Annotated in this window: 21 protein-coding genes and 1 tRNA gene; 8 read left to right on the top strand and 14 right to left on the bottom strand. The window is 67.0% G+C overall.

Annotation, left to right across the window (positions count from 1 at the left end; genetic code table 11):
* Window positions 1-183 precede the first annotated feature (183 nt).
* Entirely contained in the window at window positions 184-1,485 is a 1,302-nt protein-coding gene (locus GTH22_RS06900) for a sodium:proton antiporter (protein WP_252944184.1), read from the bottom strand.
* A gap of 37 nt (window positions 1,486-1,522) precedes the next feature.
* Window positions 1,523-2,041 carry a hypothetical protein gene (locus GTH22_RS06895; RefSeq protein WP_252944183.1) on the bottom strand — a complete coding sequence of 173 codons (519 nt, stop codon included), beginning with the start codon at window positions 2,039-2,041 and terminating at the stop codon, window positions 1,523-1,525.
* A 105-nt stretch (window positions 2,042-2,146) separates the two neighbouring features.
* Here GTH22_RS06895 and GTH22_RS06890 point away from each other — a divergent pair, with 105 nt between their 5' ends.
* Complete coding sequence (locus GTH22_RS06890; protein WP_252944181.1) at window positions 2,147-3,043, top strand: DMT family transporter; 897 nt, start codon at window positions 2,147-2,149, stop codon at window positions 3,041-3,043.
* Between the two features lie 91 nt (window positions 3,044-3,134).
* Here GTH22_RS06890 and GTH22_RS06885 read toward each other — a convergent pair whose 3' ends face one another.
* The 3 genes from GTH22_RS06885 to GTH22_RS06875 all read right to left on the bottom strand — a co-directional run bounded on the left by GTH22_RS06885 (window position 3,135) and on the right by GTH22_RS06875 (window position 5,885).
* Window positions 3,135-4,529, bottom strand: a complete 1,395-nt coding sequence (locus GTH22_RS06885) for a YdiU family protein (RefSeq protein ID WP_252944180.1) — start codon at window positions 4,527-4,529, stop codon at window positions 3,135-3,137.
* 14 nt (window positions 4,530-4,543) lie between these two features.
* On the bottom strand, window positions 4,544-5,752 hold the full coding sequence (locus GTH22_RS06880) for a methyltransferase (RefSeq protein ID WP_252944178.1): 1,209 nt from the start codon (window positions 5,750-5,752) through the stop codon (window positions 4,544-4,546).
* A gap of 56 nt (window positions 5,753-5,808) precedes the next feature.
* Window positions 5,809-5,885: transfer RNA gene (locus tag GTH22_RS06875), tRNA-Ile, on the bottom strand.
* 125 nt (window positions 5,886-6,010) lie between these two features.
* On the opposite strand from GTH22_RS06875, the gene purM reads away from it, so the two are divergent.
* The 3 genes from purM to rnd all read left to right on the top strand — a co-directional run bounded on the left by purM (window position 6,011) and on the right by rnd (window position 8,915).
* On the top strand, window positions 6,011-7,057 hold the full coding sequence (gene purM, locus GTH22_RS06870; protein WP_252944176.1) for a phosphoribosylformylglycinamidine cyclo-ligase: 1,047 nt from the start codon (window positions 6,011-6,013) through the stop codon (window positions 7,055-7,057).
* On the top strand, window positions 7,054-7,650 hold the full coding sequence (gene purN, locus GTH22_RS06865) for a phosphoribosylglycinamide formyltransferase (protein ID WP_256471561.1): 597 nt from the start codon (window positions 7,054-7,056) through the stop codon (window positions 7,648-7,650). Before purM ends, purN begins: the two co-directional genes overlap by 4 nt.
* Before the next feature lie 110 nt (window positions 7,651-7,760).
* Window positions 7,761-8,915 carry a ribonuclease D gene (gene rnd / locus GTH22_RS06860; protein WP_252944174.1) on the top strand — a complete coding sequence of 385 codons (1,155 nt, stop codon included), beginning with the start codon at window positions 7,761-7,763 and terminating at the stop codon, window positions 8,913-8,915.
* A gap of 10 nt (window positions 8,916-8,925) precedes the next feature.
* On the opposite strand, the gene GTH22_RS06855 is transcribed toward rnd, so the two are convergent.
* The 4 genes from GTH22_RS06855 to pyrC all read right to left on the bottom strand — a co-directional run bounded on the left by GTH22_RS06855 (window position 8,926) and on the right by pyrC (window position 13,468).
* On the bottom strand, window positions 8,926-9,720 hold the full coding sequence (locus GTH22_RS06855; protein WP_252944173.1) for a DUF1194 domain-containing protein: 795 nt from the start codon (window positions 9,718-9,720) through the stop codon (window positions 8,926-8,928).
* 242 nt (window positions 9,721-9,962) lie between these two features.
* Window positions 9,963-11,453, bottom strand: a complete 1,491-nt coding sequence (locus GTH22_RS06850) for a replicative DNA helicase (RefSeq protein WP_252944171.1) — start codon at window positions 11,451-11,453, stop codon at window positions 9,963-9,965.
* Between the two features lie 203 nt (window positions 11,454-11,656).
* Window positions 11,657-12,334 (bottom strand): orotate phosphoribosyltransferase, encoded by a 678-nt coding sequence (locus tag GTH22_RS06845; protein WP_252944169.1) that lies wholly within the window; start codon window positions 12,332-12,334, stop codon window positions 11,657-11,659.
* Between the two features lie 84 nt (window positions 12,335-12,418).
* Window positions 12,419-13,468: a dihydroorotase gene (pyrC, locus tag GTH22_RS06840; protein ID WP_252944167.1), complete on the bottom strand. Its 1,050-nt coding sequence runs from the start codon at window positions 13,466-13,468 to the stop codon at window positions 12,419-12,421.
* 345 nt (window positions 13,469-13,813) lie between these two features.
* Here pyrC and GTH22_RS06835 point away from each other — a divergent pair, with 345 nt between their 5' ends.
* Window positions 13,814-14,704: a hypothetical protein gene (locus tag GTH22_RS06835; RefSeq protein WP_252947695.1), complete on the top strand. Its 891-nt coding sequence runs from the start codon at window positions 13,814-13,816 to the stop codon at window positions 14,702-14,704.
* A gap of 74 nt (window positions 14,705-14,778) precedes the next feature.
* The gene (locus tag GTH22_RS06830) at window positions 14,779-15,210 is read left to right on the top strand and encodes a hypothetical protein (protein WP_252944165.1); all 432 of its coding nucleotides are present in this window, start codon (window positions 14,779-14,781) and stop codon (window positions 15,208-15,210) included.
* A 57-nt stretch (window positions 15,211-15,267) separates the two neighbouring features.
* On the opposite strand, the gene GTH22_RS06825 is transcribed toward GTH22_RS06830, so the two are convergent.
* From GTH22_RS06825 to GTH22_RS06810, 4 genes are all read right to left on the bottom strand, one after another.
* Window positions 15,268-18,381 (bottom strand): efflux RND transporter permease subunit, encoded by a 3,114-nt coding sequence (locus GTH22_RS06825; RefSeq protein ID WP_252944163.1) that lies wholly within the window; start codon window positions 18,379-18,381, stop codon window positions 15,268-15,270.
* 4 nt (window positions 18,382-18,385) lie between these two features.
* Window positions 18,386-19,642, bottom strand: a complete 1,257-nt coding sequence (locus tag GTH22_RS06820; protein ID WP_252944161.1) for an efflux RND transporter periplasmic adaptor subunit — start codon at window positions 19,640-19,642, stop codon at window positions 18,386-18,388.
* A 1-nt stretch (window position 19,643) separates the two neighbouring features.
* Complete coding sequence (locus GTH22_RS06815; protein ID WP_252944159.1) at window positions 19,644-20,102, bottom strand: GbsR/MarR family transcriptional regulator; 459 nt, start codon at window positions 20,100-20,102, stop codon at window positions 19,644-19,646.
* A 94-nt stretch (window positions 20,103-20,196) separates the two neighbouring features.
* Entirely contained in the window at window positions 20,197-20,397 is a 201-nt protein-coding gene (locus tag GTH22_RS06810; RefSeq protein ID WP_252944158.1) for a hypothetical protein, read from the bottom strand.
* A gap of 102 nt (window positions 20,398-20,499) precedes the next feature.
* Between GTH22_RS06810 and GTH22_RS06805 the strand changes: the two genes are divergently transcribed.
* Together GTH22_RS06805 and GTH22_RS06800 are read left to right on the top strand one after the other, a co-directional pair.
* Entirely contained in the window at window positions 20,500-21,105 is a 606-nt protein-coding gene (locus GTH22_RS06805; protein ID WP_252944157.1) for a hypothetical protein, read from the top strand.
* 188 nt (window positions 21,106-21,293) lie between these two features.
* The gene (locus GTH22_RS06800; protein WP_252944156.1) at window positions 21,294-21,521 is read left to right on the top strand and encodes a DUF1127 domain-containing protein; all 228 of its coding nucleotides are present in this window, start codon (window positions 21,294-21,296) and stop codon (window positions 21,519-21,521) included.
* Between the two features lie 67 nt (window positions 21,522-21,588).
* On the opposite strand, the gene GTH22_RS06795 is transcribed toward GTH22_RS06800, so the two are convergent.
* On the bottom strand, window positions 21,589-22,566 hold the full coding sequence (locus GTH22_RS06795; RefSeq protein ID WP_252944155.1) for a phosphoadenosine phosphosulfate reductase: 978 nt from the start codon (window positions 22,564-22,566) through the stop codon (window positions 21,589-21,591).
* Window positions 22,567-22,612: the final 46 nt, after the last annotated feature.

Raw genomic sequence — 22,612 nt, 5'->3', positions numbered from 1 at the left:
AGGGACAGATTACCCGGAGTCTGCGCGAGGGCGAGAGAAAATGTCAGAAAAAGGGCAAGTATGTGGCGTGGTGTGCCAATGAGCCCAAGGGTTTAGGTGACAAAGCTCAAGTAGTGGGGCGATTGTTTCCGAACCCAATATATTGCCGCGCCGCCGAGGTTTTTGCGCTGTGGACAGTGTGGCTCAGGAGGCTTTTTTGTCCAATCTTGCCGCAAATGGGGCAACAGTAAGGCCCTGCACGATGATCGAAAACAGCACGATCACGTAGGTGGTCGTGAGAATCAGCGGCTTCCACTCCGAATCGGGAAGCGAGAGGGCGAGGGCGACGGAGATGCCGCCCTTGAGGCCGCCCCATGTCATCAGGGGGATGACGTTGTCGGGCATGTTGTGGAAGGGGCGCAGGATGAGCACCGGCACCGCCACGGCGGCGAGGCGGGCCAGCAGGGCCAGGCCGATGGCGGCCACGGCGGAGACGAGGAAGCTGGCCTCGAAGCTCACCGCGAAGAGTTCGACCCCGATCAGCAGGAAGAGGACGGCGTTGAGGATCTCGTCGATCAGTTTCCAGAAGGCGTCGACGTAATTGCGGGTCTCTTCGGACATCGCGTCGCGGTAGCTGACCTCGCCGATCAGCAGCCCGGCGCAGACCGCCATGATCGGGGCGGAGACATGCAGCCAGATCGCCAGCTCGTAACCGCCGAAGGCGAGCGCGAGGGTGATGAGCACCTCGAGCGAGTAGTCGTTGATCCGGCGCATGACGCGCCATGTGATCCACCCCAGGATCATGCCGAGCGCCGCGCCGCCGAGCGCCTCCTGGGCAAAGAGCACCGCCGCATCGGCAAGGGCAGAGCCGCCATGGGAGGCGGCCTCTTCGGCAAGGTGCTCGGCCTCGAGGGTCACGGTGCTTTCGCCATGGCCGGAGAGGCCGGGGAAGGCGAGGCCGAGCAGCACGAGGTAGACGACGTAGCCCACGCCGTCGTTGAACAGGCTTTCGCCGGCGATCTTGGTCTCGAGCCGCTTGTCGAGCTTGGCGGCCCGCAGCACGCCGAGCACCGCGACCGGGTCGGTGGGGGAGATCAGCGCGCCGAAGACCAGTGCGATCATCAGCGGCATGCCGGTGATCCACGAGAAGCCGACGCCCGCGATGACGGTGGAGAGGCCGACGCCGATGGTGGCCATCATCAGCACCGCCGGCCATTCGGCCCGCAGGTCTGCGACCTTCACGTGCAGCGCGCCGGCAAAGAGCAGCAGGCCGAGCATCCCCTCAAGCAGGGCGTCGGAGAACTCGATGTCCTTGACCACGGCGGTGATGCTCTCTTCCACGGTGGAGGCGGGAAAGATGAAGTCGAAGGCGAGCACGCCGAGGGAGGCCAGCAGGGCCACGACGAGGATGCCGATGGCGGAGGGCAGCTTGAGGACGAGGTAGTTGATGGTACCGAAGGCGGCGGCCAGCACGATGAGGAGCGAGGCGATCTGGAGCAGGGTCATTATGGTTCAGACTTGGTTTTGGAAGAACTAAAGAGAGCTATGAGTTCATACTGGTTATTGTATTGGTAACCGAAAAAATTCCTAGGAAAAACAACAATATAGATGTTACTGACAGTGCGATTGCAAAATGGTGAACGACGACTCTAACGTAAGTAAACACTTTGGCGATGCTCTTCGCCCTAACATACGGATGCTCCCAAACGTGTTCGACAGATGAGATGATCTCCTCGTCCCACATATTCACAAGATAGGCGCAAGCCGCGACGATAACAGCCGAACCCACTCCGAACGCGAAGTACCTGATAGAGTTCGCGAGTTGCCCGAGTTCTATGGCTGGCCCAGTGGGACCGTTCTCAATTGTTCCAGCGAAGGTTAGCAAAGCAATTACTGCACCGCCGTTCACCAAGATTAGTGATCGAATAACAATGTTAGCTGAATCTATCGCTGCATTGCGCGCACTTTCGGCTGCGCGCCGATTTTGATCAAAGGCACGTAATGCATGTTGGCGATTCAATTCTTGAAGGTCTTGGGTGAATCCTTTGTTCGAGTCCGTCATTTTCGGCCCCTCTATTGTAGGTCGCCTAGGGTTGCGGCGGCTTTGCCTTCGTGAACAGGTGACGGGAAGCACCCCGCGTTGGGGGAGGTTATAGGCGAGGCGGGGATGGAGCGGAAAGATCGAATTGATGCCTTCGGGGCAGCGAGCCTTGTGGCGTTTTCGCTGCTGCTGGGCTTTGGGCAGGTGATCATCAAGGTGGGGAACGGCGGGTTCGGTCCGGTGTTCTTTGCCGGGATGCGTTCGATTCTGTCGCTGGTCTTTCTGCTGCTGTGGATGCGGGCGCGCGGGATTGCGCTGGAGATCGGCCCCGGGGTGCGCGGGCTGGGGCTGGTGCTGGGGTTGCTGTTTACCGGCGAGTTCGTGGCGCTGTTCGTGGCGCTCGATCTCACCACCGTCGCCCGCTCGGCGCTGATGTTCTACACCATGCCCGTGTGGCTGGCGCTGATGGCGCATTTTCTGCTGCCGGGCGAGCGGCTGACCGCGGTGAAACTGGCGGGGCTGGCGCTGGCCTTCTCGGGCGTGGCGATCGCGCTGCTGGCCGGGGCCAAGGGCGAGGGGGCGATTGCGGGGGATCTCTGCGCGCTGGCGGGCGCATGGTGCTGGGCCGGGATCGCGCTGGTGGCGCGGGGCACGCGGCTGCGGGAGATGCGGGCGGAGAGCCAGCTTATGTGGCAGCTCGCGGTGAGCGCGCCGCTGCTCTGCCTGCTGGCGCCGCTCTTCGGGCCGCTGATGCGCGGGCCGGAGCTGCTGCATTGGGGCATTCTGCTGGTGCAGGGGCTGGTGATTTCGGGCGCGGGGTTTCTTTTCTGGATGTGGATATTGAAGCTCTACCCGGCGAGCTCGGTGGCGAGCTTCGGGTTTCTGACGCCGGTGTTCGGCACCTTGCTGGGCTGGCTGATTCTGAACGAGCCGCTGCCGGGGGTCATCCTGCTGGCGCTGGCTCTGGTGGCGGCGGGGCTCTGGCTGGTGAACCGGCCTGTGGGGCGGGTTCGGACGGTGTGAGGGGGAGGGGCTGGCTTGGGCTGATCGGCTTTGGGGGGAGATCCTCGGGTCGAGCCCGAGGATGACGGGTTTGGTGGAGCGAGCGGGGCGCTCAGGTGCCGCAGAAGGTGGCTTGCACTTCCTCTTCGGGGAGGGGTGGCAGGCGGAGGTCTTCGGTGCCTTCGGGGGGATCGAAGGGGGTGGCGAGGGCCTGAATGAGCCGGGTGGTGGGCGCGAGGTCGCCCGCGACGGCGGCCTCGATCGCCTGCTCGATGCGGTGGTTGCGGGGGATCAGGGCCGGGTTGGCTTGTTTCATCAGATCGAGGGACGGCGCGAGGGCCTGCCAGCGGCCATGCCATGCGGCGAAGGCGAGGCTGTCGGGCAGGGGATTGTGGCCCTCGGTGAGGGCACGGAAGGTGTTGGTGAAATCGGCCTGTTCGGTGGCCATGATCTCGAGCAGCCCGGTGACGAGGGAGAGATCCTCGGCGGTCGGCTCTGCGAGGCCGAGCTTGGCGCCGAAGCGGGCGAGATATTCGGCCTGGTAGATGTCGCGGAAGGCGTTGACGCGCTCGGTGGCCTCGGGGATCGCCTCTTCGCCGCCCATGATCGGGAGCAGGGCGGAGGCGAGCTGGGCGAGATTCCAGCCGCCGATCTGGGCCTGCTGGTCGTAGGCGTAGCGGCCCATCCGGTCGATCGAGGAATAGACGGTTTGCGGGTGGTAGGCGTCGATGAAGGCGCAGGGGCCGTAGTCGATTGTCTGGCCGGAGATCGCCATGTTGTCGGTGTTCATGACGCCGTGGATGAAGCCGAGCGACATCCAGTGGGCGATGAGCCGGGCCTGCGCCGCCACAACGGCGGAGAGCAGACCCATGGGGCCCTCGGCCTCGGGGTAGTGGCGCTTGAGCGCGAAGGCGGTGAGGGCCTCCAGTGCCTGCACATCATTGCGGGCGGCGAAATACTGGAAGGTGCCGACGCGGATGTGGCTGGCGGCGACGCGAGTGAGAATGGCACCGGGATAGGCGCGCTCGCGTTGGACGCGCTCGCCGGTGGCGACGGCCGCCAGCGCGCGGGTGGTGGGCACGCCGAGGGCCTGCATGGCCTCGGAGACGATGTATTCGCGCAGCACCGGGCCGAGCCATGCGCGGCCATCGCCGTTGCGCGAGAAGGGGGTGCGCCCGGAGCCTTTGAGCTGGAGGTCGAAGGTACCCTCGGGCGTGGTGATGTCACCCAGCAGCAGGGCGCGGCCATCGCCGAGCTGGGGCGACCAGCCGCCGAACTGGTGGCCGGCATAGGCCTGGGCGATGGGGCTGTGCTGCGCGGGGGCTTCGTTGCCGGAGAGCAGGGCGAGCCCTTCGGGGGATTTCAGCGCCTCGGGGTCGAGGGTGAGGCTGCGGGCGAGGGCCTCGTTCAGCAGCAGCAGTTCGGGCGCGGCGACGGGCTCGGCCGGTTGCGCGCGGAAGAACTGCGGGCCGAGGGTGGCATAGCTTTGGGCGAGGGGCAGGTGCATGGCTGGAGGCGTTCTTACTTGCGGGTTGCGGAGATCACGAAGCCGGGGACCGGGCGGCGGAACTCGTTGCGCAGGGTTTCGGCGGCGACGTGGTCGGGCGGGTTGAAGCCGGCTTCGGCGAGCGCGGCGCGGATGTAGTCCTGCCCGTGACAGTAGCGCCCGGAGGGGGTGAGGCGCCAGCCATCGGGCCGGTCGGGGGCGTCTTCACAGGTTACGACAAGGCGGCCTCCGGGCTTGAGGGCCTGGGCCATGGTGGCGAGGGCAGGGGTGGCATTGCCGGTATAGATAATGACGTCCATCGCCACGACAAGATCGTAGAGGCCCGGCTCGGGCGCGGCATCGCGGGCAAGGTCGAGGGTGAAGAGGCTGGCGTAGGCGCCGGTCTTGGCGGCCTCTTCGAGAATGCCGGGGCTGATGTCGAGCCCGTCGAGGCGGGCGGAGATGGGGGAGAGGATGGCGGCGGAGAGGCCGGAACCGCAGCCGGCGTCAAGCACGGTGAGGCCGGCGCCGGGGGTGATGGCGAGGCTTTTGAGAGTGGCGGAGAGCACCTCGGGGCCGCGATACTGCACCCCGGCGAGGCTGGCATCGAAATGCGCGGCGGTGCGGTCGAAGAAGCGGGCGATATAGCCCGGGTCGGGCAGCTCGGGGGGCTCGTCGCCGGTGATGGCGGCCCCCATGAAGGCAAGCTCGACCGGGTCGTCATGCAGCGGGGTGGCGAGGGCCACGAAGGCGCGGGCAGGGTCGGTTGCGCCGAAATGGGCGAACTGGGTGGCGGCGCGCAGGCGAATGTCGGCATCGCTTGGGCGGGCGGCGAAGACGGTGTGCCAGACGGCCTCTGCCGCCGCGACATCGCCCGCCTTCAGGTGAAGGTCGGCCAGCAGGAAGGCACTCTGGCGGTCATCGGCATGCATCCGCAGGGCGCGGGACAGGGCGCGGACGGCGGGGCCTCGCTTGTCGGCCTCGAAATAGAGCGCCCCGAGGCGGGCGAATCCGGCGGCAAGGGGGGCCTTGCCCTCGCAATGCTTGCGCAGCGCGCGCAGGGCCGCCTCGCCGTGGCCGGCATCGAGCAGCAGGGTCACGGCCCGGGACAGCTCGGGGGCGGAGATTTCCTTGACCGACAGGGCCTTGAGGGCCGGCGTCTTGACCCCTGCGGCATTGCCTGAGGCGGCGGCCCGGGCGGCCTCGGCCAGCGGCAGGCGGGCGGGGGTGAGATCATCGACCATGGGGCAGGCTACCGCAGGGGCGGCGGCGGTGACAGGTAAAACGGGGGGGAGAGCGGTGGTAGGCCCGGCAGGACTTGAACCCGCAACCAAAGCGTTATGAGCGCTCTGCTCTAACCAATTGAGCTACAGGCCCGCCGGGGGCCTGATTAGGCCCGTGGCGGGATGCGGTCAAGCCAGTCTGGCAATTGCGCAGCAGTTGCCTTAAAGCGCCGGGGACGGCACCCAAGAGGGCCGGGGACGGCACCGAGGAGAGCGCGGATGAGCGATGGAAAGAACGGTTTGACCTATGCCCAGGCGGGTGTGGACATCGACGCGGGCAATGCGCTTGTGGAGGCGATCAAGCCGGCGGTGAAATCGACCGACCGGGCGGGGGTGATGGGCTCCATCGGGGGCTTCGGCGGGTTGTTCGACCTTAAGGCCGCGGGGTTCACGGACCCGGTGCTGGTGGCGGCGACCGACGGGGTGGGCACCAAGCTGCGGATCGCGATTGATACCGGCGTGGTCAACGGCGTGGGCGTGGACCTTGTGGCCATGTGCGTGAACGACCTTGTCTGCCAGGGTGCGGAGCCGCTGTTTTTCCTTGATTATTTCGCAACCGGCAAGCTCGACGTGACCGCGGGCACCGCGATCGTGGAAGGCATTGCGGCGGGCTGCAAGGCGGCCGGTGCGGCGCTGATCGGCGGCGAGACGGCGGAGATGCCGGGGATGTACGAGGGCAAGGACTTTGACCTTGCCGGCTTTGCCGTGGGCGCGATGGAGCGCGGTGCGGCGCTGCCCGAGGGCGTGGGCGAGGGCGATGTGCTGCTCGGGCTGGCCTCGGACGGGGTGCATTCGAATGGCTACAGCCTTGTGCGCCGGGTGGTGGAGATGGCCGGGCTTGGCTGGGAGGCGGCTTCGCCCTTCGGCGGTGGCACGCTGGGCGAGGCGCTGCTGACGCCGACGCGGATCTATGTGCGCCAGGTATTGGCGGCGATCCGCGCGGGCGGCGTGCACGGGCTGGCCCATATCACCGGCGGCGGGCTGACCGAAAATCTGCCGCGGGTGCTGCCCGAGGGGCTGGGTGCTGAGGTGGACCTAGGCGCATGGGAGTTGCCGGGGGTGTTCCGCTGGCTGGCCGAGACCGGCGGGCTGGAGGAGGCCGAGCTGCTGAAGACCTTCAACTCTGGCATCGGCATGGTGCTCGTGGTCGACGCCGAGCAGGCCGGGAGCCTGAAGGCGCTGCTGGAAGACACCGGCGAAACCGTCTGCGAGCTGGGCCGCGTTGTGGCCGGCGAGGGGGTTTCCTACAGCGGGAAGCTGCTTTGAGCCGAAACTGCGCGATCCTGCTGTCGGGCGGCGGCTCCAATATGGTGAAGCTCGTTGAAAGCATGGGCGAGGCCGGGCATCCGGCGCGCCCGGTGCTGGTGATGTCGAACGATCCCGGCGCGGGCGGGCTTGCGCGGGCGCAGGCTTTGGGCGTGGCGACGGATGCGGTGGATCACCGGCCCTTCGGCAAGGACCGCCCCGCCTTCGAGGCCGAGCTGACGGCGCGGCTGGAGGCCGCCGGAGCGGACCTGATCTGCCTTGCGGGCTTCATGCGGGTGCTGACGGCAGGCTTCGTGCGCCATTGGGAAGGCCGGATGCTGAACATCCACCCTTCGCTGCTGCCCAAGTATCGCGGATTGCACACTCACGCGCGCGCGCTGGAGGCGGGCGACGCCGAGGCGGGCTGCACGGTGCACGAGGTGACGCCGGAGCTGGATGACGGGCCGATTCTGGGGCAGGCGCGGGTGCCGATCCTGCCCGGCGACACCCCCGACGCGCTGGCGGCACGGGTGCTGATCCGCGAACACGCGCTCTACCCGGCCTGTTTGCGCCGATTTGCTGGCGGTGAACGCCAGCCACTTTACTTGTCCTGAATCGACGTCAAGGCAGGCTTTCCTTTCCTTCCGCATGGTCCTAGAAAGCTGGGAGCGGCAAAAACGAGTGGCGCAGCCTGCGCCGGGAAAAAAGAGAGCCACCGCATCCTATGCGCACATTGACGACCACCGAGGAGCTGTCGGCATTCTGTCAGACGGCAGCCAAGGGCCCTTACATCACCGTGGACACAGAATTTCTGCGGGAAAGAACCTACTACTCCAAACTTTGCCTCGTGCAGCTGGCCTTGCCCGGCGACGGCGAGGCGGTGCTGGTGGACCCGATCCAGGGCGATCAGATGTCGATGGAGCCGCTCTACGAGCTGTTCCGCAATCGCGACGTGGTGAAGGTGTTTCATGCGGCGCGGCAGGATCTGGAGATCTTCTTTGTCGAGGGCGGGGTGATCCCCGAGCCGCTGTTCGACACCCAGGTTGCGGCGATGGTCTGCGGCTTTGGCGAGCAGGCGGGCTACGAGACGCTGGTGAAGCGCATCGTGAAGGCGCAGGTCGACAAGAGCAGCCGGTTCACCGACTGGTCGCGCCGCCCACTGACCGATGCGCAGAAGGAATATGCGCTGGCCGATGTGACCCACCTGCGGGTGGTCTACGAATTTCTGGCCGCCGAGCTGGCCAAATCGGGGCGCGCGCCTTGGGTGGAGGAAGAGCTTGGCGTGTTGCTCAGCCCCGACACCTACGTGGTGCAGCCCGACGAGGCCTGGCGGCGGGTGAAGACCCGCACCAACTCGGGCCGCTTCCTTGCCATCGTGCGTGAGCTGGCGCGGTTTCGGGAGGCCTATGCACAGAGCAGGAACGTGCCGCGCAACCGGGTCTACAAGGATGATGCACTGCTTGAGCTTGCGTCGACAAAGCCCCGGAATGAAAAGGAATTGTCGCGCTCGCGCCTGCTGCTCAGAGAAGCCCGGCGCGGCGAGATTGCCGAAGGTATCCTGAGCGCGGTGACCGCCGGGCTCGAGGCGGACCCGGAGGAGTTTCCGCAGGTCGACCGGCGGCGCGAGAAGCTTCAGGTCAACCCGGCGCTGGCCGATCTGCTGCGGGTGCTGCTGAAGGCCAAGGGCGACCGGTTCAACGTGGCGCAGCGGCTCATTGCCAGCGCCGCCGAGCTTGACGAGATCGCCGCCGGCGAGCGCGACCTTCCGGCCCTGAGCGGCTGGCGGCGCGAGGTGTTCGGCGAGGATGCGCTGAAGCTGTGTGAAGGCCGCGTGGCCCTTGCGCTGAAGGGCGAGAACGTGGAGATCGTCGCGCTCTAGGGGCGGTGCCTCAGGGTTCGTCCCAGTAGCGGCGACGCTGCTCCCACATCTTTTCGCCGATCTGGCAATCGAACGGGCCCTGTGCGCGGATGATCTGGGCCGGGGGCGGCAGGCCCGCGATCTCGAGCACCAGCTTGCGCCGGACGGCCTGCGCGAACTCGCTCCACTCATGCACCGGAATCACGAAGGCCCCGGCACCGCCGATCACGCAGTCGCGGTAATAAAGGTCGAGGCCGCCGATGTCCCAGTTGCCCGAGAGGCCCTCGTTGGTCATCAGTGGCAGCCCGTTGATGACGATGCCCTTGGCCAGCGCCGCGTCGCGGGCACGCTCCACCAGCGGCCCCTGGTTGTTGGGTCCGTCGCCCGACACGTCGATCACCCGGCGCAGCCCCGAAAAGGCGTTGGACTCGATCGATTCTGCGGCAAATTCGATGGCGCCCGAGATCGAGGTGCGGCGCATGCCACCGGCGAAGGTCTGGCTCAGGGCCTCGGCAAAGGCGCGGGCGTCCTCCGGGGTCTGGATCACGGTCCAGGGGACGATCTCGCGCTGGGTGTAGTCGCCGGCCCATTCGACGTAGGTCACGGCGATGGCGCCGAGCAGGCCCGATTGCACTGCCGTCATCACCTCGTTGGACAGGATCGCCTCGGCGTAGCCGCGCCGTTGGATCTCGACCTCGTTGGGGGTCATCGAGCGGGAGACATCGACCATCAGGGCAAGCTCGACATCAACCTCGATGGGTTGCGCCTGGGCAGGCAGGGTGGAGAGGGCGAGGGCGAGGAGGGCGGCGCGCATGAGGAGGATCATGCGGGAGGAGGTGATTCTGGGGAAGGGGGTCGCGGGGATGTGATGTGCGGCCGGACATGACGCGGCTCCCGCCAACGGGGTCCGCGCAGCGGACACCGGGCCGGTAGGCGGTCGCGAAGCGACTGCCGAGAGGACCCCACCCCGCCGTGCCATGTCCGGCCTGCGCTTGTGGTCGGGGCGGGAAAGCAGCTCCGGGCTCACCTAAGCAGAATGCGTTGGGAGGCAGTGGCCGGGGCCGGTGGTCAGAACTGGTCGACCTGCCCGCCGCCGCCCTGCTGCCAGGGCTGGACGAGGTTGCCGAAGCGGGTGAACTGGCTTTCGAAGGACAGTTCGACCGTGCCGATGGGGCCGTGGCGCTGCTTGCCGATGATCACCTCGGCCTTGCCGTGCAGCCGGGCCATGCGCTCCTGCCATTCGGCCATCTTGTCGAGCTGGTCGTCCGACGGCTTCTCACGTTCGGCGTAATACTCTTCACGGAACACGAACATCACCACGTCTGCGTCCTGCTCGATGGAGCCCGATTCCCGCAGGTCGGAGAGCTGGGGGCGCTTGTCATCGCGGCTTTCGACCTGACGCGAGAGCTGGGAGAGGGCGATGACCGGGATGTTCAGCTCCTTGGCGATGGCCTTGAGACCCATGGAGATTTCGCCGATCTCCTGCACCCGGTTCTCGGCGGTACCGCGCAGGAGCTGGAGATAGTCGACGATGATCAGGTCGAGCCCGTGCGTGCGCTTGAGGCGGCGGGCGCGGGCGGCGACTTGGGAGATCGGCAGGGCGGCGGTGTCGTCGATGAAGAGCGGGCAGGATTCCAAGGCCTTGGCGGCCTCGACGAAGCGGCGGAACTCGGATTCGTCCATGTCGCCCTGTCGGATCTTGTGGCTGCTGATCTCGGCGGCTTCGGAGAGGATGCGCGAGGCGAGCTGTTCGGCGCTCATTTCGAGCGAGAAGAAACCGACAACGCCGCCATCCACCGCGCCTTCGGTGCCATCGGGGCGCATGCCGCGCTTGTAGGCCTTGGCGATGTTGAAGGCGAGGTTGGTGGCCAGCGAGGTTTTGCCCATGGAGGGGCGACCGGCGAGGATCAGCAGGTCGGAGGGGTGGAGGCCACCGAGCTTGCGGTCCATGTCGTTGAGGCCGGTGGAGATGCCGGCAAGCCCGCCCTCGCGCTGGTAGGCCGCGTTGGCGACATTAACAGCGTCGGTTACGGCCTTGAGAAAGCTCTGAAAACCGCTTTCGGTGCGGCCCTGCTCGGAGAGCTTGTAGAGCGCCTGCTCGGCCTCGACGATCTGGTCCTTGGGCTCGGAGGTCACATTGATGTCGGAGGCCTTGGCGGCGATGTTGCGCCCCAGCCCCATCAGCTCGCGGCGGATGGCGAGGTCATAGACGATCTGGGCGTAGTCGCGCGCGGCGAAGCTGGCCACGGCCACCCCGGCGAGCTTGGCGAGATAGGCGGCGCCGCCGACCTCCTTCAGGCCCGGCTCGTCCTCGAGGTAGCTCTTGAGCGAGACCGGCGTGGCCGCGAGGTTCTTGGCGATCCGCGCGGCGGCGACCTCGAAGATGCGGGCGTGAAGCGGGTCGTAGAAGTGCTCGGCGCTGATCACCATGGCGACACGGTCGAAGATGTCGTTGTTGGTGAGGATCGCCCCGAGCAGCTGTTGCTCGGCCTCGATGTTATGTGGCGCAGTCTCCTGCGCCTCCGACCCTTCCGGCCGAAAAGCTGTGATCTCGTTCATGCTGCTCGATCCCCCTGTGGAGGCAGGTCATACGCTGAAAAGGTGGCTCGTGGGTATCTGGAAATCCTTGTGGATAAGGGGCGCATAACCCTGTGAGCCATTCCCTGCGCGCCCCGATTGATACCATATCTGGCCGTCGGTTGCGAGGGGGCGGCTAGATGCGCCATGGCCTCGGGCGATTCTGCCCCGAAGCCTTCCACAAGTTATCCCCCGTTTTCTTTGCGCCAGGCTTCGGGGTCGTTGAGGAAGGCCTCGACCCCGTCGAGGGTTTCGGCGTCGAAGCTGCCGCGCTCGCGGGCCACCGCCAGCACGTCCCACCAGGTGCAGAGGTGGTGCAGGGTCACGCCGTGGTCGCCCAGTGTCTTTTCGGTCTCGGGGAAGATGCCGTAGTAGAAGATCACGGCGGTATGGGCGCAGCTTGCGCCGGTTTCGCGGATGGCGTCGACGAAGGAAATCTTCGAGCCGCCGTCGGTGGTGAGGTCTTCCACCAGCAGCACGCGCTGTCCCTCGGACATGTCGCCCTCGATCCGGGCGTTGCGGCCGTAGCCCTTGGCCTTCTTGCGCACGTAGCTCATGGGCAGGGCCATGCGGTCGGCGACGAAGGCGGCGAAGGGGATGCCTGCGGTCTCGCCGCCGGCGATGTTGTCGAAGGCCTCGAAGCCCGCGTCGCGCATGACCTTCACCACGAGGAAGTCCATCAGCGTGGAGCGGATGCGCGGAAAGCTGATGAGCTTGCGGCAGTCGATGTAGGTCGGGCCCTTGAGGCCGGAGGAATAGGTGAAGGGCTCGCGCTGGTTGAAGTGCACCGCGCCGATTTCCAGCAACATGCCCGCGGAAATGCGGGCGATGGTGGCGTCGTCTGGATGCGAGGTGGGGATCATGGCGCAGCTCCTGTCATTTTCTTGCTCATAAATATCCATACGGCGACGCCTGCAACCCGCGCGACGTCGGGGCAGGGTGGGAGATCAGAGCTCGTCCTCCACCTGCCAGTGCAGCGGGCGGCCCGGGTCGAAGACCACGACGGGGCCGTTCTCGGTTTCGATCTGCGGGGCGAAGGTGAGGGCCTCGTCGCCCTTGGAGAGCGTGATCGTCGCTTCGTTGGCGGGCAGGCGGTAGAAGGCGGGGCCGTTCAGCGAGGTGAAGGCCTCGAGCTTGTCGAGCGCGCCGACCTCCTCGAAGAGCGCCGCAAGGCAGCTCATCGTCACCGGGGCCGAGAACACCCCGGCGCAGCCGCAGGGGCTTTCCTTGTCGGTGGCGAGGTGGGGGGCGCTGTCGGTGCCGAGGAAGCAGCGCTCGAAGCCCGATGTGGCCAGCTCGGCGAGGGCCTCGCGGTGCTTTTCGCGCTTCACCACCGGAAGGCAATAGTAATGCGGGCGGATGCCGCCGACCAGCATGTGGTTGCGGTTGATCATCAGGTGGTGCGTGGTGATCGTGGCGCCCAGATCCGCGCCGCCCTCCTTCAGGTAGGCGACGGCCTCAGCGGTGGTGATATGCTCCATCACCACCCGCAGCCCCGGCGTGGCGCGGCGCAGCGGGTCGAGCACGGTGTCGATGAACACCGCCTCGCGGTCGAAGATGTCGACATCGTGGGTCGTCACCTCGCCGTGCATGCACAGCGGCATGCCGATCTCGGCCATCTTCTCCAGCACCGGGCGCACCTTGTCGAAGTCGCGCACGCCGGAGGCCGAGTTGGTGGTGGCCCCGGCGGGGTAGAGCTTGACCGCCTTGACGAGGCCGGAGGCATAGGCGGCGGCCACATCCTCGGGGTCCGTCTCCTCGGTCATGTAGAGCGTCATCAGCGGCTCGAAGAGGCCGACGCCGGGTGAGGCGGCGAGGATGCGCTCGCGGTAGGCCATGGCGTCGGACATGGTCACAACCGGCGGCACCAAGTTGGGCATGATGATGGCGCGGGAAAAATGGGCGACGGTCTGGGGCAGCACGGCGCGGAGCATGGCCCCGTCGCGCAGGTGAAGGTGCCAGTCGTCGGGGCGGCGGATCGTGAGGCGTTGGGTCATGAGGCAGGGATAGCGCGGGCGGGCGCCGGGCGCCAGTGCCTCGGGGGGCTGGCCCGTGGGAAGCGGGGCGAAGGTGATTCCGCGGTGGTGTCACGGGATGAGCGGGATGTTGCTGCAATGCGGCATTTCAACTTGGCCCAATCTTCGGGCACTCACGAAAATCTCAAGTAAAAAAGGCATTCTTTGCCCGGTGCGACGAGATGGGGTCTTTTCGCGCTTGCAGCAATCGCGTAGTCTAAAGGGGAGAGCGCAGCAGGCTCTGCGGCCGTGCGCTGAGAATTTCGTTAGTTTTGAACGCCTCCGGGGCTTCTGTTCGCCCCGGACACTTCAGCAAGGGGATATCCAATGCGGCATACACTCACAGCGATAGATATGTGGCGCAACGGCGTTGTGCTCTGGAGCTCGGTGATCGAGTCCCAGATGACGATGGCCCGCGCCGGTTTTGGCATGATGGAAGTCTGGCCGGGGGCGGGTGAGCGCATTCTGGCGACGCCGGCCGGGAAGGCTGCTGCGAAGGCCCCCGGGAAGGCGAAGGCCCCGGAGAAGGCGAAGGCCGCCGTGAAGGCCGAGGCGGACGTTGTGCCGATGAAGGCGGAGCCGGTGGCAAAGACGGCTGCGGCGAAGAAACCCGCGGCGAAGAAGGCGGTGGCGAAGAAGCCTGCTGCGAAGGCCGCGCCGAAGAAGGCTGTTGCGAAAGCCGCTGCGAAGCCCGCTGCCGCGCCCAAGGAGGCGGTTTCCGAGGCGCCCGCTGCCAAGGCGGCCCCTGCCGCGAAGGCGGCGCCGAAGCCGGCGGCCAAGCGCAAGCCGGCCGCCCGGAAGACCGCGCCCAAGGTTGCGCCGAAAGCGGCGACGAAGGCTCCGAAGCCTGCGCCTGAGGTGAAGGCCGAAGCGCCGAAGCCTGCGCCCGAAGTTAAGGCCGAGGCTCCGAAGCCTGCGCCGGAAGTTAAAGCCGAAGCCCCGAAGCCTGCGCCGGAAGTGAAGGCGGAAGCCCCGAAGCCCGCGCCCGAAGCCACGGCGGAAGCCCCGACGACCGCGCCTGAAGCCAAGGCCGAAGCACCGAAGCCTGCGCCCGAGGTGAAGGCAGAGGCCCCCAAGCCTGCGCCGGAGGCCAAGCCTGAAGCGCCCAAGCCCGCGCCGGAGGCGAAGGGGGAGGCCGCGAAGACCGAGACGGCCGAGGCCAAGCGCAGCGGGGCCAAGGGCAAGATCAGCCTCGCGCCCGACTTCGAGCCGCGCTGAGCCGGACCGAACCCAGGACTGCGAGAGACTTCGGGAGGTTTAGTACACGTCGATAACTCATCAGGAGCGTCAGATTGAAACGGAATTTACTCACGTCTTCGGGCCCCGACTGGCATCAGGTTGCCACGGTGCGCCCGGAACGTCTGGCGCTGGAGGTCTGGGCAACCGGGCTTCAGGCGGCGTGGCTCATGGCCGAAAGCCAATCGGTCATCTCTCATCGCGTCATGGGGCTTTCGGGGCTTGGGCCGCGTGAGCCGGACGAGATCCAGCGGATGTTTCTGGAAAAGAGCACGGCCTTCTCGGCGGCGGCAATGGCCGGTGTCATGCTGGCCGTGAGCGGGCGCAGGCCCGACGAGATCTGGCGGGCGATGATCCATCCGCTGCGCGACACCACGGCGCGCAACCTGCGCCGTCTCGGGCGCATCCAGAAGAAGCAATCGGGCAAGCGGCGCTCTGCGCGCGCCCGCGTGACGGCGGGGATGCAACGCCGTGAGGCCGCCTCCTAGCCGGGAGGCACGCGGCCGGCACCAGACAGCACGCAGACATCGGTGGAGCACCTTGCCTCAGGCAGGGTGCTCCGCGTCTTCGGGTGCGCGGGGCAGGAGCGGGCGCACGAGGCGGGCGAAGCTGTCGATGTAGGTCAGCAGCACCGGCACCACCACCAGCGTCAGCAGCGAGGACGAGATCAGCCCGCCGATCACCGCATGGGCCATGGGGGCGTTTTGCCCCGAGCCGCCGTGGATGTTGAGCGCCAGCGGCAGCATCCCGCAGATCATCGCCAGCGTCGTCATCACGATGGGACGAAAGCGGGTGGTGCCCGCCTCGACCAGCGCATCGAAAAGGTTGTCGCCCGCGCGGCGGTGCTGGTTGGCGTTGTCGACCAGAAGGATCGCGTTTTTCACCACGAGACCCATCAGCATGATGAAGCCGATGATGGAGAACATGTTGAGGGTCGAGCCGCCCACCAGCAGGCCGAGCATGACCCCGATCAGCGCCAGCGGCAGCGAGGACATGATCGCGAGGGGTTGCAGGAAGGAGCCGAACTGCGAGGCGAGCACGAGGTAGATGAAGACCACGGCGAGCAGCAGGGCGGCGGCGGCGGAGGCGCCGGATTCGGCGATCTGCTCGGCGTCGCCGCCGAAGCCGGTGCGATAGCCCGGCGGCAGGTCGACCGAGGCGATGGCGGCCTGGATCAGCGGCTGGGCGGCGCGAATGTCGATGCCGTCGAGGCCGGATGTGACCTGCACCGAGCGTTCGCGGTCTTCGCGGGTGATCTCGCCGGGCCCGAAGCTCTGCTCGACCTGGGCAATCTGATCGAGGCGGATCACTGCCGTGGCGTCGGCGGTGCTGGCCACGGGCAGCGAGCCGAGCCGGTCGGGGTTGTTGCGCACCGCTTCGGGCAGGCGCAGCAGCACGTCGTAGCTGTCGCCCTGGGGCGAGGTCCAGTCGGACACGGTCTGCCCCGCGATCATCGGGTTCAGCGCCTGTCCGACCTGCGCCAGCGAGACGCCGAGATCGGAGGCGGCATCGCGGTCGATGCGGATGGCGATGGTGGGCTGGGGGTCGTCGAGGGAGGTGCGCACATCGGCGAAGCCCTCGTTGGCCGAGAGGGATGCGGCGAGGCTGCGGGAGAGGCGGGTGAGCACCTCGAGGTCGGGCCCGAAGATCTTGATCTCGACCGGGGTGGCCACGCCGCCGCCGAAGCCGCCGGCGGCCCCGACCCGGAACCGCGCGCCCGGCACGGTCTGCACCGCCGCGCGCATCGGCCCGGCCAGTTCGGTGGGCGAGCGGTCACGCTCGGTGGGCTCGGTCAGGCGCAGGATGATGGAGGCGTTGTTCTCGCCCGAGTTGGTGCCGGAGTTGACGGTGGCATAGGTGCCGATCACCTCGGGGAAGGTGCGGGCGATGGCATCGACCTGCGCGATCTTCTCGGCGGTGCGGTCGAGCGGGGTGCCGACCGGCATTTCGAGGTCGATCTGGAGCTCGGAGTTGTCGGCGGGCGGCACGAACTCGGCCCCGATAAAGGGAAACAGCGCGAGGCCGCCGATGAATGCGAGCAGGGCGGCGATGAGCGTGCTCTTGCGCCAGCGCAGGCAGAGCTTGAGAAGCGCCTTGTAGCGCCCCCCGAGCCATTCGAAGAAGCGGTCGAACTGGGCGACGGCGCGGCCGAGCGGGCCGCGCTTGGCGTTGGGGTCGGCGGCCGGGTCGTACCAGACCGAGGACATCATCGGGTCGAGGGTGAAGCTGACGAAGAGCGAGATCAGCACCGCGACAGAGACCGTCACCCCGAATTGCAGGAAGAATCGCCCGAGGATGCCCTCCATGAAGGCCACGGGCAGGAAGACCGCGACGATCGACAGGGTGGTGGCAAAGACGGCGAGGCCGATCTCGTTGGTGCCGTCGAGCGCCGCCTGATGGTGGTTCTTGCCCATGTGCAGGTGTCGCATGATGTTTTCGCGCACCACGATGGCGTCGTCGATCAGGATGCCGACGGCGAGCGAGAGCGCCATCATCGTCATCATGTTCAGTGTGAAGCCGAGAAAGAAGATCGCTGCCATGGTGCCGATGATCGAGATCGGCAGGGTCAGGCCGGTGATGACGGTGGAGCGCCACGAGTTGAGGAAGAGGAACACGATGGCAGTGGCCAGAAGCGCGCCCTCGACGAGCATGGACTGCACGCTCTCGAAGCTCTGTTCCACCGCCACGGCGTTGTCGCGGATGATTTCGAGCGAGATGCCGTCATAGGCCGGGTCGGTGCCGAGCTTGGCGACCTCTTCGCGCACCGCTTCGGCGACCTCGACGGTGTTGGCGCCCTGGGTCTTCACAATGTCGATGGCCAGCGCCTGCTCGCCGTTCAGCATGGCGAGGCTTTCGCGCTCGGCCAGATCGGTGCCGGTGGTGGCGAGGTCGCCGAGGCGCACCGGGTAGCCGCCGCGCCGGGCAATGATGATCTCGTCGAAGTCGGCCAGCTCCTTGATCCGGCCCTCGACCTGGACCGATTGCTTGGAGGCTTCCTCGGTGATCGAGCCGGCGGGGAGGTCGGCGTTTTCGTTGGCCAGCGTGCCGGCCACTTCGGAGGCGCCGATGCCGAGGGCGGCGAGCCTGTCGGGGTCGACCGAGACATGGACCTCGCGGGGCAGGCCCCCGACCACGGAGGCGCGCCCGACGCCGGAGATGTTGGAGAGGCGGGTGGCCAGCTCGTCCTCGGCCAGCGCGGTGAGGGTGCCCGCGTCGTAGCGGTCCGAGGAGAGGCCGATAGAAATGATCGGCAGCTCGGAGGGGTCGAAGCGCAGGATCTGCGGATCGTCGGCTTCGTCGGGGAGGGTGCCGGAGATCTGGGCGATGCGGTCGCGCACATCCTGCGCGGCGACCGAGCTGTCGACCTCGAGGTCGAACTGGATCAGCACCAGCGACGAGCCGGTCTGGGCGGTGGAGGTGATGGTGTCGATCCCCGAGAGGGTGGAGACGCCATCCTCGATCGGCTCGATGATATCGCTTTCGACCGCCTCGGGCGTGGCGCCGGGGTAGGAGGTGACGACGGCGACGATGGGAAAGTCGACCTCGGGGAGCTGCTCGACCGGCAGGCGCTGGTAGGAGAAGAGGCCGATCACGAAGATGGCCACCATGACCATGGTGGCGAAGACCGGCTGGCTGACGGAGATGCGGGTGAGGAACATGCGCCTATTCTCCGATCACGTTGATCAGCATGTCCGGTTGCAGCCGCTCCAGCGGCGCGGTGACGATGCTGTCGCCCTCGGCCAGACCTTCGGAGATTTCGGCAAGGCGGCCCCGGTCCCACTGGCGGGCGACGGTGACGGGCTGGCGCACCACGCGCGCGCCGTCGCGCTTGAGCACGAAGGTGCCCTCGTCATCTTCGCGCAGCGCCTCGACGGGCACGCCGATGGCATCGGGCTTCTCTTCGAGCACCAGCCGCCCGGAGGCGAACATGCCACCTTTCAGCACACCTTCGGGATTTTCGATGGTGGCGTAGATCGGCAGGATCCGGGTGCCGGAGGCGGCCACGGGGGCGACGCGCTCGACGGTGCCCGCGAAGCTGCGGTCGCCGAAGCCGTCGACGGTGATCTCGACGCTCTGGCCGGTGGCGATGCGCGGGGCGTAGAGCACCGGCACCGCGCCTTCGAGCACGAGGTTGGAGATGTCGACCAGCGTGAGCAGGGCGGTGCCGGGGCTGACATAGGCGCCCGGATCAACGCTGCGCTCGGCAATCACGCCTGGGAAGGGCGCGGTGATGGTGGCCTTTTCCAACGATTGCTCGGCATTGGCCACCTGCTGCTCGAGCGCGGCGAGGTTGGCCTCGAGTTGGCGCACGTTGGCGGCGTCGCTGTCGCGGTTGGAGGCAGTGGAGACGCCACGGTCGACCAGCGAGGTGGTGCGGGCGAGCTGGGTGCGGGCAAACTCGAGCTGGGCGCGGGTGGCCTCGGCGGTGGCGCGGGTCTGGCCGACCTGGTTGCGCAGGGTCTCGATATCTATGCGCACCAGCACCTCGCCGGAGGCCACGGTGTCACCGGCCTTCTTGGTGACGGTGTCGACGCGGCCGGAGACCTCGGAGGGAATGCCGAGCTGGCGGTCGGGCGCGAGGGAGCCGGTGAGGCGCAGGGTTTCGCGCAGGGTGGAGGCGGTGACGGTGGAGAGCTCGCGGGGGAGGAGCTGCATTGTCACCTCGGCTGCGGGCGCCTCGGTGGCGGGGGCCTCGGCCTCCTGCGGGGCGTCAGCGGTGGCCTCGGGCTCGGCGGCGCCGATGAGGCCCTTGTTGCGGGCCACGCCGCCGCCGATCGCGACGGCGACCAGCAGCAGAACGATCCATGGCCATTTGCGGCGCGGGGGCTTGCCGCCCTCGGCCCGGGCCTTGGCGGCCTTCTTCTCGCGGTGGGTCAGGGCCCAATCGGGCTTGGGCGGCTCTTTCGGCTTGGCGGACATGTCAGGCTTTCGGGACTGGGGGCGTTTCGATGGCATCGGCCCATTGGGCCAGAAAATCGGCGGAGCGGGTGTAGAAATCGGCGAAGTCGGCCACCTTGTTGCGGTCGAGACCGGCGGGAAACTCCTTCGCGATTTCTGTCATGCGTTCGGCATTGCGGTGAAAACGCTGCGACATCGGGCGCAGCACGCGGGTGTGGGGGTTGGGGCGGACGCGCCAGTGATCGTGGCGCGAGCCCTTGCGCGGCTCGCGCTCGGCGGTGCCGCGGCTTTCGAGCAGGCGCAGGTTGGTGGAGGCGGAGGCCTTGGAGATGTCGAGCGCCTCGGCGATCTCGGTGAGGCTGAGGGCTTCGTCGGCCAGCACGAGGTGGCCGAGGATGCGGCCCGAGATGCGGGGCATGCCTTCGGCCTGGGCGATCATGCCCAGGGCTTCGACGAATCTGTCCTTTGGATCCTTCGACATTGCGCCTCCATTCAGTGCATTCAATATTGACTGAATGTTGCGCGCGCAAGTGGGCGCGACCGGGAACCTGTGGAAGGGACGTAGGGTAAGTTGCTCAGGCGCGGGATTGGCGGAGGCGGAGCCTCTGGAGGCGCTCCTCCTCGGCGCGGCGCACGGCCTCATCGCCCTCGGCATCTTCAAACCAGGAGTCGGGCGGCAGCTTGGCAAGGGCGGGCATGCGCAGGTAAACCACGGAAGGCCCTTCGGGAAAGGGCGTGCCTTTGCGGCGCTTGGTCGGATCTTCGTCGTCGGACATGCACCACCATATCATGAAACCCTTGCCAATGGCTTGCACCTTGGCCATTTGCGGAGGGCAAAGTAGGGTTTCTGTAACACTTCTGCACAGAGGGCTGCCACCATGGGGTTTTCACTGAGATCTGTCCTTGTCATCGCCAGCCTCGCCACCCCGGCAGCGGCGGAATGCCCTGTGCCCTCCGACCTTGCCGACGGCATCGCCACAAGGGATGACACGGGCGGGGTCACGGTGTTCAGGGCCGGCACGGTTCCGGGCGAAGTGACTGAAACCACGCGATTTGAGGATGACACCGGCTTTTTCGTCCGCTCCACCGGCGGGCTTCTGGTGCTGGAGAGCTACGATCTCGAGAGCGGCGAGAAGGCGGAGGGCACCACGGTGGAGAGTCGGTTCGACTCGCCCGGCGAGATCTTTCCGGTCGCCGAGGGGCGCACGGCGGAAGTGAGCGGCACCGAGGTGAGCGCGAGCGGGGAGGAAACCGCCGTGACGGTGCTGATCGAATCCGGGCTGATGCATCGGGTGGTCTACGGCGCCTGCGAGGTGCAGGCGATTCCGGTGAGGATGACCTATGATTACGCCGGCGACCGGGCGGAGGTGGAGCACCTCGATTACCTGCCAGAGTTCGGGATTTCACTGTTTCTGGGCGCGGGCGACCTGGGTGGCGCGCCCGACATCTACCGCATCCTCGATCTCTACAAGGCGACCGAGTAACCCCGGCCGGACCCGGCCCAAGGGCCGGTCGTTTGCAGGCGCAGCGCAGGTCCTTCAAATTTTCTGCATTGCAGCACGTGCAACCCGGACATGCGGGATTGTCTGTGGTGGATCAGGGGCTTGGTGCCTTAATGTAAGAGCCAAGGGAGGAAACCAAAGAGACAAAGCAGTTCCAGGAAGGTTTCCAGATGGCTACGCAAACGACTGACATCCAATTTGAGCGCCCCGGCCTTATGGCTCGTGTCGGTGCCGGCTTCAACGCAGTGTTCACCGGTCTGGTGGCAATGGCTGAAGCGAACCCGCGCATGAAGGCGGTCAACCGTCTGAGCGCAATGAGCGACGAAGAGCTTGCCGCTCGTGGCCTCAAGCGCGAAGACATCGTGCGCCACGTGTTCCGCGACATCTACTACGTCTGAGTGAGTTCCCCGCCCCGGTGCGGGGATGCACGTTCCCAAGCGGGACGGATGCAAAAGAGGCTGCCGATTACTCGGCGGCCTCTTTTTGTTTGCGGGTGGCGGCGCTGTTGTCGCCCGGCGGGGGCAGGCTGCGGCCCTGCTCGGCGAGGGCTTCGCGGGCGGCCTCGAAGGCCTTGCGGAAGCGCGGCCAGTCGAAGCGCGACAGGGCGGTGCGGGCCGCAAGGCCGGTGAGCCAGGGGCGGTCGGTGGGGTTCAGCCCGCCGATGAAGCGGCGCAGCCATGGCCCGTGGCGGTGGCGGTCGCGGTAGAGGTGCGCAAAGCCCGCAGGTGTCAGCTTGCCCCGCAGCGCGGCGCGCAGCATGGGCTCGAGCACGCCCATGTCTTCCAGCTCCGATTCCAGCCCGTTGCCGAGGTAGCGGGCCTGCAGGTGGTGCGTGTTGGCCCCGCGAAACAGCGAGGCATGCATGGCAACGCGGGCATTGGCCGGGTCGTGGATGACAAAAGCGGCCTCGGCGGCCTCGAGCATGGCGGGGGCATAGCCGTAGCGGGAGGTGAAATCGGTGCGCCGCATCTCGGGGTAGCGGTTGTCCCAGGCCGTCAACTTCGGGTCGAGCGTGGCCAGCGGGGCCAGCAGAACGGCGGTGGAGAAGGGCGCGCAGACCGAATAGGCCGCCGCCGCATAGGCGCAGGGGCCGGCGCCGTAGAACACCACGCGGTCGAACTCGTCGAAAAAGCCGTCGTCGACCAGCCCGTCGAAATAGTCGAACACGTCCTGCGAGCGAAAGAAGCCGTCGGTCTCGGAATAGAGGCAGAGCTGCGAACAGCCTTCGCGCCCGGCGATCTGGAGGCCGTAGGGCAGGGCGCCCTGGCCATTGTCGCGGATGGTGTCGGCCATCTCGAAGGTGACGAGCAGGATCTCGTCGTCTTCGGTGAACAGCGCCCCGTGATCTTCGCCCAGACGCACATGCGCCCCTTGCTCGGCGCCGTGTGCGTCGAGGGTCACGCGCCAGCGGGCGCGGCGTGTGGATTCATCATTCTGGGTCATGGCAGCCCCGGCGCACCCCACGTGCGCTTTACGGAGTTAACCATAA

The sequence above is a fragment of the Oceanicola sp. 502str15 genome, from assembly GCF_024105635.1.
Taxonomy (GTDB): Bacteria; Pseudomonadota; Alphaproteobacteria; order Rhodobacterales; family Rhodobacteraceae; genus Vannielia.
The sequence above is the reverse complement of the archived record's forward strand: the minus strand, read 5'-3'. Positions and strand labels throughout refer to the sequence as shown.